General features: G+C 49.0%; 14 protein-coding genes. 12 read left to right on the forward strand and 2 right to left on the reverse strand.

The genetic code is table 11. The annotated features are described in order from the left end of the window. Positions 1-264 precede the first annotated feature (264 nt). From DP091_RS13600 to DP091_RS13625, 6 genes are all read left to right on the forward strand, one after another. Entirely contained in the window at positions 265-1,032 is a 768-nt protein-coding gene (locus DP091_RS13600) for an amino acid ABC transporter substrate-binding protein (protein ID WP_113058792.1), read from the forward strand. 157 nt (positions 1,033-1,189) lie between these two features. Further along, entirely contained in the window at positions 1,190-1,849 is a 660-nt protein-coding gene (locus DP091_RS13605; protein ID WP_113058793.1) for an amino acid ABC transporter permease, read from the forward strand. 15 nt (positions 1,850-1,864) lie between these two features. Beyond that, complete coding sequence (locus DP091_RS13610) at positions 1,865-2,611, forward strand: amino acid ABC transporter ATP-binding protein (protein ID WP_113058794.1); 747 nt, start codon at positions 1,865-1,867, stop codon at positions 2,609-2,611. 194 nt (positions 2,612-2,805) lie between these two features. Further along, entirely contained in the window at positions 2,806-4,299 is a 1,494-nt protein-coding gene (locus tag DP091_RS13615; protein ID WP_113058795.1) for an alpha-N-arabinofuranosidase, read from the forward strand. 8 nt (positions 4,300-4,307) lie between these two features. Further along, entirely contained in the window at positions 4,308-4,586 is a 279-nt protein-coding gene (locus DP091_RS13620) for a DUF6171 family protein (RefSeq protein ID WP_113058796.1), read from the forward strand. A gap of 142 nt (positions 4,587-4,728) precedes the next feature. Further along, positions 4,729-5,970, forward strand: a complete 1,242-nt coding sequence (locus DP091_RS13625; protein ID WP_113058870.1) for an MFS transporter — start codon at positions 4,729-4,731, stop codon at positions 5,968-5,970. Positions 5,971-6,123: 153 nt separating this feature from the next. On the opposite strand, the gene DP091_RS13630 is transcribed toward DP091_RS13625, so the two are convergent. Beyond that, positions 6,124-6,516 carry a DoxX family protein gene (locus tag DP091_RS13630; protein ID WP_113058797.1) on the reverse strand — a complete coding sequence of 131 codons (393 nt, stop codon included), beginning with the start codon at positions 6,514-6,516 and terminating at the stop codon, positions 6,124-6,126. A 221-nt stretch (positions 6,517-6,737) separates the two neighbouring features. Between DP091_RS13630 and DP091_RS13635 the strand changes: the two genes are divergently transcribed. The 5 genes from DP091_RS13635 to DP091_RS13655 are packed head-to-tail and all read left to right on the forward strand — an operon-like array spanning position 6,738 to position 9,055. Then, positions 6,738-6,944 (forward strand): spore coat protein, encoded by a 207-nt coding sequence (locus DP091_RS13635; RefSeq protein WP_113058798.1) that lies wholly within the window; start codon positions 6,738-6,740, stop codon positions 6,942-6,944. A gap of 15 nt (positions 6,945-6,959) precedes the next feature. Beyond that, complete coding sequence (locus DP091_RS13640; RefSeq protein WP_113058799.1) at positions 6,960-7,322, forward strand: spore coat protein; 363 nt, start codon at positions 6,960-6,962, stop codon at positions 7,320-7,322. A 27-nt stretch (positions 7,323-7,349) separates the two neighbouring features. Continuing rightward, a complete protein-coding gene (locus tag DP091_RS13645) occupies positions 7,350-8,486 on the forward strand; it encodes a zinc-dependent alcohol dehydrogenase (protein ID WP_113058800.1) in 1,137 nt (378 codons plus the stop codon). Between the two features lie 54 nt (positions 8,487-8,540). Beyond that, positions 8,541-8,759, forward strand: a complete 219-nt coding sequence (locus DP091_RS13650; RefSeq protein ID WP_113058801.1) for a hypothetical protein — start codon at positions 8,541-8,543, stop codon at positions 8,757-8,759. Continuing rightward, positions 8,756-9,055, forward strand: coding sequence for a spore coat protein (locus tag DP091_RS13655; RefSeq protein WP_113058802.1), 300 nt, complete (start codon positions 8,756-8,758; stop codon positions 9,053-9,055). Before DP091_RS13650 ends, DP091_RS13655 begins: the two co-directional genes overlap by 4 nt. A gap of 93 nt (positions 9,056-9,148) precedes the next feature. Here the strand turns inward: DP091_RS13655 and DP091_RS13660 are convergent, their stop codons facing one another. Next, positions 9,149-10,063 carry an AraC family transcriptional regulator gene (locus tag DP091_RS13660; RefSeq protein ID WP_113058803.1) on the reverse strand — a complete coding sequence of 305 codons (915 nt, stop codon included), beginning with the start codon at positions 10,061-10,063 and terminating at the stop codon, positions 9,149-9,151. Between the two features lie 192 nt (positions 10,064-10,255). Here DP091_RS13660 and DP091_RS13665 point away from each other — a divergent pair, with 192 nt between their 5' ends. Then, positions 10,256-12,019: a glycoside hydrolase family 35 protein gene (locus tag DP091_RS13665; protein ID WP_113058804.1), complete on the forward strand. Its 1,764-nt coding sequence runs from the start codon at positions 10,256-10,258 to the stop codon at positions 12,017-12,019. The last annotated feature ends 52 nt before the right edge of the window (positions 12,020-12,071 follow it).

A 12,071-nucleotide genomic window follows, 5' to 3' on the forward strand; every position in this document is an offset into this window, starting at 1 on the left:
TGATGTTGGTCTTACAGTCCATCATTCTTTCCCGCTAAACTGAATCCATCCTTAAAATAACCTTAAAATAGGATGAAAATACATAAATTTCATATCAGGCCGTGAAAATTGACCATTCTATGAAACTATCGACTCTTCTCTGCTAATATGGTATCATGGAGTCTTGATAACGTATTAAAGTGAAAAAGCAGTTTTTGCATCTGATGCGGATTCCTGTGCATCCAGAATATAGCTGCGTTTAATGTCTACAAGGGGGATTTTTTGGTGAAAAAGATAGCATCAGTATTAGCAGGCTTCATGCTTTTATTAACCGTAGTCGGCTGTTCAAGCTCAGCGAGCGGTGGCAATGAGCTGGTTGTCGGGATCGATGACAAGTTTGCGCCAATGGGTTTTCGTGACGAGAGCAATGAAATTGTCGGCTTTGATATCGATTATGCCCGTGCAGCAGCTGAGAAGATGGGCAAGGAAGTCAAGTTCCAGCCGATTGACTGGAAATCGAAGGAGTCCGAACTTAGCAGCGGCCGCATTGATTTGATATGGAACGGCTATACCATCACCGATGAGCGTAAGGAGAAAGTGTTGTTCACCAAGCCTTATCTGGAGAACAGTCAGGTCGTCGCCGTGCTGGCTGATTCGGATATAACTTCGATCAGCGATTTGGCAGGCAAAGAGATCGGTTTGCAGTCGCTGTCCTCGGCTGCCGATGCGTTAAGCGCCAACGAGATTCACACGCAAGTGAAGAAGATTAACGAGTTCCCTGACAATATGCTGGCTCTGAGCGATTTGAAGAATGGACGCGTAGAGGCTGTGGTCATAGACGAAGTCGTGATGAAATACTTCATGTCCAAGGAAGAGGGAACATACAAGATTCTCGAAGAATCCCTGGCACCGGAGCAGTACGGGATCGGGGTTAAAAAAGGCAACGAGGAGCTGCTTCAAAGCCTGCAAAAAGCACTGGACGAAATGAATGCCGATGGCACGGCAGCCAAGATTTCCGAGAAATGGTTTGGCGAAAACAAAGTGTTGAAGTAAGATGTTCCACAAGGATGGTTAATCATCCTCCCATAGGTATTCCAAGAAACCGGACTTTGACCAAAGGCTCCGGTTTTGTGTTCCTTCCATGGGTCTACGATATTCTTGAAGAACTTCAAGCATCTCAAGAAGTTTTTCCATTAGGAGTTAAGCGTATATGAGTATGGATTACATTGTTCAAATCGGCAAACCGATGCTGGAGGGCGCACAGACAACGATACTGTTGTTTTTAATTGCTATCCTGGTTTCCATCCCGCTCGGGTTTGTGTTCACGTTAATGGTTCGAAGCGCAATCAAGCCGCTGGCTTGGTTGGCCAATGCCTATATTTATGTGTTTCGTGGTACCCCGCTGCTGCTGCAGCTGTTGTTCTTTTGTTTTGGGCTGCCAGTGCTGCCCGTGATCGGAGAGTATCTCGTGCTGGACCGTTTTGTAGCCGCATGTTTGGCATTTGTGCTAAACTATGCCGCTTATTTTGCGGAAATTTTCCGGGGAGGCCTCTTGGCGATTGACAAGGGTCAATATGAGGCGTCCAAGGTGCTGGGCCTGAACCGCTGGCAAACGACCACGAAAGTGATTCTGCCCCAAATGTTTCGCGTAGCCCTGCCGGCGGTATCCAACGAATCCATTACGCTGGTAAAAGATACGGCATTGCTATATGCCGTAGCGGTTCCGGAGTTGTTGCACTTCGCCTATACGGCGGTCAATCGCGATGTTACGATTATGCCGTTTTTCATTGCAGGCGTAATCTACCTGCTAATGACGCTCGTGTTAACCATGTTGTTTAAGTTTCTGGAACGTCGATTTAAATATGAATAGAAGGACTGTCGTGTAATGGCAATTATCGAAGTAACCCATGTGAAAAAATCCTTCGGCCAGCTGGACGTGCTGAAGGACGTCAGCTTTGAGATTCAGAAGAATGAAGTGATTGCCGTCATTGGACCTTCCGGTTCGGGTAAGAGCACCATGCTCCGGAGCCTGGTGCATCTGGAGGAGATTAATGGCGGATCGATCAAGCTGCAGGATCAATATCTCGTGAAGGACGGCGTGTATGCCAGCCCGCCGGGGATCAAAGCGATCACGTCCCGGATGGGCATGGTATTCCAGCATTTCAACCTGTTTCCTCATCTCACGGTACAGGAGAATCTGGTGCTGGCACCCAAACATGTGAAGAAACAATCAAAGGAAGAAGTCCGGTTAAACAGCGCCTCTCTGCTGAAGAAGGTCGGTTTATCTGATAAAGCAGATGTATACCCCGGAAATCTGTCGGGCGGACAGAAGCAGCGTGTGGCCATTGCGAGAGCACTGATGATGAATCCGGACATCATGCTGTTTGACGAACCGACATCGGCGCTGGATCCCGAGCTGACAGGCGAGGTGCTGGCAGTTATCAAGCAGCTGGCCGAGGAGCATATGACGATGGTGATCGTCACGCATGAGATGAGTTTTGCCAAAGAAGTGGCGGACCGAATTATCTTCATGGATAACGGACAGGTCGTCGAATCCGGCACGCCGGATCAAATATTTAATCAACCCAAGGCAGAGCGCACCCGGGAATTTTTAATCCGGGCGACGCGTTGAAGAGAGACTGGCCCAGAGCCCGATCGGAAGATCGGCTTGGGCCGGTCTTTTTTTGGTGAAAAATAAGGCTATTTCGTGAAAGCGTTTAAATTACGGGTTGACGGAATCCGGTTTGGTCGATATCATTGTTTTAAAGATTATTAAACTGTTTCATATAAACATCTATAAAACAACGGCGAGGAGTCGAATAAGTCATGAGTCATGTTATTACCATTCATTCGGATTTATCCAAAGGCAAGATCAACCGCAATATTTATGGTCATTTCTCCGAACATCTGGGTCGCTGCATTTATGAGGGCATATGGGTGGGCGAGGATTCACCGATCCCGAATACGGAGGGGATCCGCAATGATGTACTGGAGGCGCTGAAACAGCTTAACATACCGGTACTGCGCTGGCCTGGCGGTTGTTTTGCCGACGAGTACCACTGGAAGGACGGCGTCGGTCCGCGAGAGAACCGGAAGCAAATGGTCAATACGCACTGGGGCGGCGTTGTGGAGAACAACCATTTTGGCACCCACGAATTCCTCCGTCTTTGCGAGCTTCTGGGTTGTGAACCATACATATCGGGCAATGTCGGCAGCGGCACCGTGCAGGAAATGTCGGAATGGGTTGAATATATGACCTTTGATGGCGTGTCGCCGATGGCCGCATGGCGCCAGGAAAATGGCCGCGAGAAGCCATGGAATGTAAAATATTTTGGCGTGGGGAACGAGAACTGGGGCTGCGGCGGCAATATGCGGCCGGAGTATTATGCCGATCTGTACAGACGTTATCAGACTTATGTTCGCAACTATGGCGATAACAAGATCTATAAGATTGCTTGCGGCCCGAACGTGGATGATTACCGCTGGATGGAAACCGTCATGAGAGAAGCGCATCCGTTCATGGATGCCATCAGTCTTCACTATTACACCATTCCGGGCGAATTCTGGACAGGCAAAGGCGCTGCTACCGGATTCAGCGAACAGGAATGGTTCACCACGATGAAGAAGGCGCTTCATATGGATGAATTGATTACGAGACATTCGGCAATCATGGACCAGTATGATCCTAACAAGCGGATCGGCCTCATTGTAGACGAGTGGGGGACCTGGTTTGACGTTGAGCCTGGCACCAATCCGGGCTTCCTGTATCAGCAAAATACGATTCGTGATGCTCTGGTGGCGGGTTTAACGCTGAATATATTCCACGAGCATAATGATCGGGTGGTCATGGCGAACATTGCGCAGATAGTCAATGTGCTGCAGTCCGTCATTTTGACCGAAGGCGAGAAGATGATTCTTACTCCGACCTATCATGTGTTTGATATGTATAAAGTGCATCAGGATGCAGAGCGTTTGGCTACCAACTACAGCGGCGCTGATTATGAGATGGACGGCGAGAAGATTCCGCAAGTATCCGTAACGGCTTCGAAGGATCATGCCGGCAAAATCCATGTGAGTCTGTGTAATGTGAGTCATTCGGAGCAAAGCGACGTGACGATTCAGCTTCGAGGATTAAGCGGAGCGGTGTCCAAGATCGTAGGCCGACAGCTAGCCTCCGATTCGCTGGACGCTCATAACACTTTTGAATCGCCGGAGACCCTGAAGCCGGCAGCATTCCATGCTTTTGAACAGGAAGGCGACGTACTGCGTGCCAAGCTGGCACCGATGTCCGTTACCGTCCTCGAGATCACGGCAGGATAAACGAAGGGATGGCGGATAATCGGTGTAAAGGTTGTCATGACGATTACCGGGTTAATGAGGAACAAATTATGCGCGTCCTATCTTCTCCAATGTTCACGTCTGACCGTTGCGTGCCGGATGGTGAGTATGATGCCCGCCTGCGTGCGTGCTTCTCCTGTCCAAAGCTGCAAGGGGACGCGACATGCACGCTGTGCGGCTGCATCGTACAGGTCTCCGCAAAGCTGAAAGACAAGCGTTGTCCTTATCCGGGGCAGGACCGTTGGTCGGTTGCCCATAGCGCTTCATAGCCGAGTTATAGTAAGTCTGCTCTCATGGATAGATCATGGGAGCAGGCTTTTTATAGTATAGGTGAACTTCCGTTATCTTTACAGAAGCTTTCAACCTATGTTATGACTATTAGAAAAAAGATCAGCAGGGCAGGGTGTGAACATGAAACGAGGAGGCTTTCTATACTACTGGACCGCGCATTCAAGCATTTCGCTTGCAGGCGTTGTCTACATCATGGTACTGACTACCTTTATGTACCAAGAATCCGGATCGGCCTTTATTGCCGCGTTATTCCCGCTGTTTAACGCAGTCGCACGGTTAATCGCCGGCCTTACGGCTCCGCTTGTGATGGAGAAATTCGGCTTCTCCAAGCTTCTGGTGAGGCTTCAAGTCATGAAAGCTCTGTTGTTAACCGCGTTGGTTATCGCATTTCCCTACATCTCATCTCAGGTTTCCGTGCTGTGTATGTTTATCTTGTTCATTGCTTTTACTGAAGGATGGGGAAACCCGCTCATTCAGTCCATGGTTCCGAGAGTAGTTGCACCTGACCGGCTGGTTAAGGCTAACAGCTCTCTGTCCGTGACCAGTCAATCCTTGCAGATTGCAGGATATACCTTCACGGGCTTTCTCGTTGTTCGGTTTGGACATATGCCGACGTTAATCATGACCTGCGTACTCATCTGGATATCCGTTGTGTGCCTTTCGATTGCTGCGCGCTCCATGAGGGAGAAGGAAACGGCTGCGACTGGACGTGCGAAACCAGGCTGGGAAGTGATTCGTGAAGGCTGGTTCTACCTGTGGAGAAATTCTACATTAAGAATCGTCACGATGATGGATATGATTGAAGGGATCGCGGGAACCATCTGGGTGGGAGCGATCACGTTGGTATATGTCAAGGAAGTGCTGCATCAAGGCGAAGCTTGGTGGGGATTCATTAATGCCAGTTATTATATAGGCGCCATTGCGGGTGGGCTGCTGATGCTGCTCCTGTCTTCCTTTATCCAGAAAAATCTGATTCCATGCATGGCCGTAGGATCAGCGGTGTTCAGTCTGCTTACCCTGTGGTATGGCCTAAACAGTGTCCCGATCATGGCATTGATCCTATGCATTGCGATGGGACCAGCCTATCAGCTGCGGGATGTGGCGCAGCAAACCGCGCTCCAATCCAGTGTGGATCAAGAGCTGTTGCCGAAAATTTACGCTTCGCGTGATATCTTGCTGTCCACGGTAACGAGTTTATCGATTGCGGTCATGGGTCTAATTGCGGATACACTCGGTATTCGCATGGTGTACATTGCAGGCTCAATCTGTATTGCGATATCCGCAGGGTTGTCCTTCGCCCTTCTGAGACTGCAGAGGAAATCGGCTATAGCGGCCGAAACGGGCGGCAGCAGCTTTTCATAACATGTAAAAAAGAGCCGTACCTTCGGATCAGGATCTTGGGAGACTGATCTTAGGTGCGGCTCTTTTTAAGATATCAGAAAGTATAAACTTGGGAGGATGTGCTGCCTGATATAAGGTCGTCGTCTGGATTACCGGCAAACCTTTGCGTATACTTTAGGCTTTGTTTTTCTTGCTAAACAACGAATCGATTGAGAGCAGGCTGCTTCCGCTAAGGGCAAGATGAACGGCCATGGCCAGCAAGGCAATATCCAATTCATAGCCACCCAGGAAGCCCATGCCGAGCTTGGCCTGAAAAATAGCTACGACAAGCACAACGCCAAGAACAAGGGAGGCAATTCTCGTTCCCAAACCGATAATCAATGCAATACCACCCACGATTTCGATAATGGCCACAACGGTCGCCATGAATGCGGGGATTCCCAAACTGGCGAAAAAGCCCTCGATGTTGCCGATGCCGCTCTGGAATTTATCCAAACCGTGAGCCAAAAAGATAACGCCCAGAATAACCCGAATAATGAAAGTACCCGTAGAAGAATAACTACGCATGAATGGTAACAGCTCCTTATTTTTTAAATGGTTATCAACTAACTTTTGTATAGCTGAAACTATAGATTGTATCATACTCATTAATACTGTTGATTGTCAAGTAACTAACTAAAAATAATCGAAATATACTATTTCCAATAAACTTACAAGAAGATAGCATAGTTCGAATGGATCTAGGTGAAAATATTCCCGTTCATAAAAATGCTAGGAGGGAATACCCTATGCCGCAACAAGGACTGGCCATGCATGAATCGATGGAATTGCACGAGTTGCTCAATTTTAAGACCGTATGTCTTGCAAAATCGAAAATGATGCAGGGCTTGGTATTTGATCAGGATTTAAGAGCCCTTATGCAAAAAGACGTGGAGCAATCACTGCAGGCGATCAGTGAATTGCAGAGTCTCTATACCAACGCAACGATCCAATAAACGGAGGGAAACTTAATGAATCAGGATTACTTGGACCCTATTAATTCCGAAGGCATGCCCGACCTAGCGAACTCTTTCCTGGCCCTGGACTTCTTGTTGTCCGTCAAGACGGGCGTTCGCAATTATGCGTTTGCCTTGTCCGAGACAGCTACGCCCGAAGTCCGAAATATGCTGAGGACACAATTGGACCAAAGCATCGCGCTGCATGAAGAGCTCAGCCGACTCATGATTGAAAAAGGCTGGCTTCATCCGGTGGATACCGGGAAACAATATCAGCTGGACATGAAGTCGGCCCAAATGACTGCCCAGATCGCCCAGATGAAATTGTTCCCGGAAGATACATCCCGCCTCGGTACCTTTGCGACACCAGAATATTAACCTTGGAATATTGGAGGATACCCGATCATGAAAGCCGTCACGTACCAAGGCATCAAGAATGTGCGGGTCAAAGAAGTCCAGGCTCCCAAAATCCAAAAAGACGATGACATCATCGTTAAATTGACGTTATCCGCGATTTGCGGTTCGGATCTGCATTTGATTCACGGTATGATCCCGAACTTTCCGGCAGATTACATTATCGGACATGAGCCGATGGGTATCGTTGAGGAGGTAGGGCCAGCTGTGACCAAGGTTAAGAAAGGCGATCGTGTGGTCGTTCCGTTTAACGTAAGCTGCGGGGAATGCTTCTTCTGTAAAAATCAACTGGAGAGCCAATGCGACAATTCCAATGAGAACGGTGAGCTCGGAGGGTTCTTTGGCTACTCCGATTTAACGGGGGGATATCCCGGGGGGCAAGCGGAGTATATGAGGGTACCCTACGGAAACTTTACGCCATTTCGAATTCCGGATGACTGCGAGGTAGAAGACGAGAAGCTGTTATTAATGTCAGACGTAATGTCTACTGCATATTGGAGCGTGGATAATGCAGGGGTGAAGGATGGGGATACGGTCGTTATTCTTGGCTGCGGGCCTGTGGGGCTGCTTGCACAGAAGTTTGCGTGGCTCAAGGGCGCTAAACGCGTCATTGCCGTTGATTACGTTGACTACCGGTTGGAGCATGCCAGACGCACAAACAAGGTGGAAACGGTGAATTTCGAGCAGCATGAGAATGCTGGCGAATATTTGAAGGAAATCACCAAGGGCGGGGCAGACGTTGTCATCGATGCGGTAGGCATGGACGGGAAGATGACGCCGCTTGAATTCCTCGCCTCCGGAATGAAGCTTCACGGAGGGGCTATGGGTGCGCTGGTCATGGCCTCTCAGGCTGTTCGAAAAGGCGGAATGATCCAGATTACAGGTGTATACGGAATGAGATACAACGGTTTTCCACTGGGCGATATTGTTCAACGCAATGTTAACATTCGCTCGGGACAAGCTCCCGTTATTCATTATATGCCTTATCTGTATGAATTGATCACGAAAGGCAAAGTCGATCCAAGCGATATTATTACGCATATGCTGCCGCTGGAGCAAGCCAAGCACGGATACGAAATTTTTGATACAAAAACAGACAACTGCATCAAGGTTGTTCTGAAGCCGTGAGCGTGCAGCCTGCCGGTAACCCTTTATGTTGATGAATGGAGGTGTTTTTGCTAGATGTCCCACACATACGGAGTTCATGAAACGCTGGATTTGCATGAGATTGCAGCATTCAAGAGTAATGGCCTGATCAAGGCGAAAACGATGCAGCTCCTGGTGTCAGATCCGGAGCTTAAGACGCTGCTGAAGCAAGATGTGGATTTGTCGACTCGGCAAATACAGCAGTTGAGCGATCTGTTATCCAAAACGGTGCCGAATGGAGGATATACATCATGAACACCATTATCGAGTATTTAACCGGAATGAATGCCATGAACGATCAAGCCGTCGCAACGGATTTCTTAATCACGGCAAAAAGCGGGATCCAGAATTACGCTGTAGCGATTACCGAGACAGCTTCACCGGAGATCAAGGCGGTGCTGCTTCAGCATCTGCACGAAGCCATTCAAACCCATGAGCAGATTACGAATTACATGATCCAAAAAGGCTACTACCATCCTTACCAAATATCGGATCAGATCCAGCTTGATCTTCAAACGGCACAGACAGCTCTGAAGATCCCGTCAAGCTAATATCAGCAAATTAGCCATCCTTTTAGGATGGTTTTTTTGTTTGGTTACCGTTGTTTGTTTAGGATGCTAAGCAAACCCTGCAAGGGTGAAAACTTAATGTCTTGGACGGTATTCTGTCGGCGACTGCCCGGTCCAGCGGCGGAATTGCCTTGAAAAATGGCTGGCTGAGCGAAAGCCGAGTTTGTCGGCAATCGCCGTCATTGGCAGATGGGTCGTGACCAGCAGCTCTTTGGCCAGGGTGAGCTTTTGTCGGCTGATATATTGTCTTGGCGATATTCCGTAAACATGGCGAAACAACTTGCTGCATTGGCTGCGGCTTAAATTCAGCTCTTTGGATACGGCTGCGACAGAGATCTCCTCTGTGAGCCCTGATGACAGCTTCTCTTCAATGGCGTGCGCCGCATCGGCTGCAAGCAAGGAAGACGGCTTGTGGGAGCCTGATACTGCCTGTGTCGACGAAGACAGCTTGAGCTCATCCTGCACCTTCAGGAGAGAGAGCACATCGTGGATGATGAGCAATGTATAGGATTGGAGCAGCAGTCTGTCTTCAAAAGTGAGATTGTATTCAGCCCTCGGGTTCTCCGGTTGAAGCGAATGGGATTCCGGCTGACTGCGTCGAACGATTCCCTCCAGCTCTTGAACGTATGCCTTCAGATTGCTGTGCTCGCTTTCCTGCTGACGAATGTGGCGGTAAGGGGCAGCGGATAATGAGCTCCGAATTTCCCGATCATCGAGATCAAAATGAACATTAAAGTATCCATATGGCCCATTGGCCAGATTCGTGGTTTGATGGGGGACTCCGGATTTGATCAGAAGCCATTCTCCTTGCCGCAGCGTAAAAGACTCCCGATGAATTTCCTGCAGGACTTCGCCTTCCAGACAGTACAGCAGCTCAAAGAGGTGATGATGATGCCTCGGATAACTCCAGCCGGGCGGCTGGGAATCAAAATGGCATCCCGTTACTTGAAGCGTGTGAATCATATTGGGAAAGCGAAAAGCGATATCCATAATGGCCATGCTCCTTTAGCTTCGAAAATTCCAGTGATTATGCCATATATTGTATCATAATAGGTTCTTCTCGATTCTGAATATTGGCACAAAAGGTATAAAGAATGCTCCATATGGGGATTGAGCAGCACGAGCTTTTGATAGATGATGACAATAGCAAGCAAAATGATACGAGCAGGGAGGAAACAGGAAATGAAAGATCAACTGAAAGCGGTTAATCAACAGTTCGTGCTCGGTGATGAGCCGATCCAGATTTTGTCGGGTGCCGTACATTATTTTCGGATCGTGCCGGAGTATTGGGAAGACAGACTAATGAAGCTGAAAAGCTGTGGATTAAACACCGTGGAAACCTATATTCCTTGGAATTTGCATGAACCCAAGGAAGGACAATTTACGTTTGATGGCATCGCCGACTTGGAGAGATTCGTCCAAATCGCCGGTGATCTCGGGCTGCATGTGATCCTTCGGCCAAGCCCTTACATATGCGCAGAATGGGAATTTGGCGGGCTGCCGTCCTGGCTGCTGCAGTATCCAGATATCCAACTGCGATGCATGGATCCGTTGTATCTGGAGAAGGTTGACCATTATTATGATGAACTGATTCCGCGGCTGGTTCCGTTATTAACCTCCAATGGAGGCCCGGTGATTGCAATGCAAATCGAGAACGAGTACGGGAGCTACGGAAATGATACGGCATATCTGGAATATTTGAAGGATGGCTTGATCAAGCGGGATGTAGATGTATTGCTGTTCACTTCGGATGGTCCCACCGACGGAATGCTGCAAGGGGGAACCGTTCCAGGCGTGCTTGCCACCGTCAATTTTGGTTCAAGAACCGAAGAGGCTTTTGCCAAACTGCGGGAATATCGGGCGGAAGACCCTCTCATGTGCATGGAATACTGGAATGGATGGTTTGATCATTGGCTGAAACCGCATCATACCCGGGACGCGGAAGATGCTGCCGCCGTATTCAAAGAGATGCTGGACTTGAATGCATCCGTGAACTTCTACATGTTTCATGGGGGAACCAATTTCGGATTTTATAACGGGGCGAATTTTCACGAGAAGTATGAGCCGACGATCACCAGCTATGATTATGATGCCCCACTCTCGGAGTGCGGGGATGTAACGGCTAAGTACGAGGCTATTCGCAGCACAATTGCGAAGCATCAGGGAAAAGAGCTCTCTGATTTTCCAAGTTTGGCTCAGCCCGTCAAGAAAAAAAGCTATGGCTCGGTTCGCATGACGCATTCTGCCGACTTGCTGGAGCATCTGCCGACGCTATCCGAGGCGGTGAAGCGTACAACACCTGTACCGATGGAACTGCTGGGTCAAAGCTATGGCTTCATCGTTTATGCAACGGATATTTCCGGACCTCGCCAGGGAGAGTCGTTGCATCTGCAAGAGGTGCATGACCGGGCACAGGTATTCCTGGACGGTAAGTATCAGGGGACGGTTGAACGCTGGAATCCCCAAGCCCTCCAGTTCGATGTTCCGGCAGCCGGCGCCAAGCTGGAGATCGTTGTCGAGAATCTGGGGCGTATCAATTACGGCCCGAAGCTGAAGGACTATAAAGGAATCACTGAGGGAGTCCGGATGAACAACCAGTTCCTGTATGACTGGAACATCTATCCTATGCCGCTAGACAATCCCAATGCGGCACCGTTTCAACCGCTTACGGGTCCGTTTGAACAGCAGGATCGCCCTACCTTCTATCGGGGTGAATTCTCGGTGGATGACATTGGAGATACGTTCGTCCGCTTGGACGGATGGGGAAAAGGGGTTGTCTGGGTCAATGGCTTCAACCTGGGGCGTTACTGGGAACAAGGACCGCAAGCAGCGCTTTACCTGCCTGGACCCCTGCTGAAGCAGGGCCGCAATGAAATCTTGGTGTTTGAGCTGCATCATACCGAAACGGCAAGCATCGAACTTGTCGATCAACCCGACTTGGGTTAATTCGGGTGTGTGTAGGCAAACGACCATAATCAATAAAAGGGAGCCCTCTTGT

This window comes from Paenibacillus sp. MDMC362 (assembly GCF_003269305.1).
In the GTDB taxonomy this organism is placed as follows: Bacteria; Bacillota; Bacilli; order Paenibacillales; family Paenibacillaceae; genus Paenibacillus_AQ.

What these genes read in the sequence shown, in the direction of transcription:
- DP091_RS13635 (WP_113058798.1), top strand. Translation starts at nt 6,738, where the DNA reads ATGCCGCAACAAGGACTGGCCATGCATGAATCGATGGAATTGCACGAG.
- DP091_RS13655 (WP_113058802.1), top strand. Translation starts at nt 8,756, where the DNA reads ATGAACACCATTATCGAGTATTTAACCGGAATGAATGCCATGAACGAT.
- DP091_RS13630 (WP_113058797.1), bottom strand. Translation starts at nt 6,516, where the DNA reads ATGCGTAGTTATTCTTCTACGGGTACTTTCATTATTCGGGTTATTCTG.
- DP091_RS13650 (WP_113058801.1), top strand. Translation starts at nt 8,541, where the DNA reads ATGTCCCACACATACGGAGTTCATGAAACGCTGGATTTGCATGAGATT.
- DP091_RS13610 (WP_113058794.1), top strand. Translation starts at nt 1,865, where the DNA reads ATGGCAATTATCGAAGTAACCCATGTGAAAAAATCCTTCGGCCAGCTG.
- DP091_RS13615 (WP_113058795.1), top strand. Translation starts at nt 2,806, where the DNA reads ATGAGTCATGTTATTACCATTCATTCGGATTTATCCAAAGGCAAGATC.
- DP091_RS13665 (WP_113058804.1), top strand. Translation starts at nt 10,256, where the DNA reads ATGAAAGATCAACTGAAAGCGGTTAATCAACAGTTCGTGCTCGGTGAT.
- DP091_RS13660 (WP_113058803.1), bottom strand. Translation starts at nt 10,063, where the DNA reads ATGGATATCGCTTTTCGCTTTCCCAATATGATTCACACGCTTCAAGTA.
- DP091_RS13605 (WP_113058793.1), top strand. Translation starts at nt 1,190, where the DNA reads ATGAGTATGGATTACATTGTTCAAATCGGCAAACCGATGCTGGAGGGC.
- DP091_RS13625 (WP_113058870.1), top strand. Translation starts at nt 4,729, where the DNA reads ATGAAACGAGGAGGCTTTCTATACTACTGGACCGCGCATTCAAGCATT.
- DP091_RS13640 (WP_113058799.1), top strand. Translation starts at nt 6,960, where the DNA reads ATGAATCAGGATTACTTGGACCCTATTAATTCCGAAGGCATGCCCGAC.
- DP091_RS13620 (WP_113058796.1), top strand. Translation starts at nt 4,308, where the DNA reads ATGGCGGATAATCGGTGTAAAGGTTGTCATGACGATTACCGGGTTAAT.
- DP091_RS13645 (WP_113058800.1), top strand. Translation starts at nt 7,350, where the DNA reads ATGAAAGCCGTCACGTACCAAGGCATCAAGAATGTGCGGGTCAAAGAA.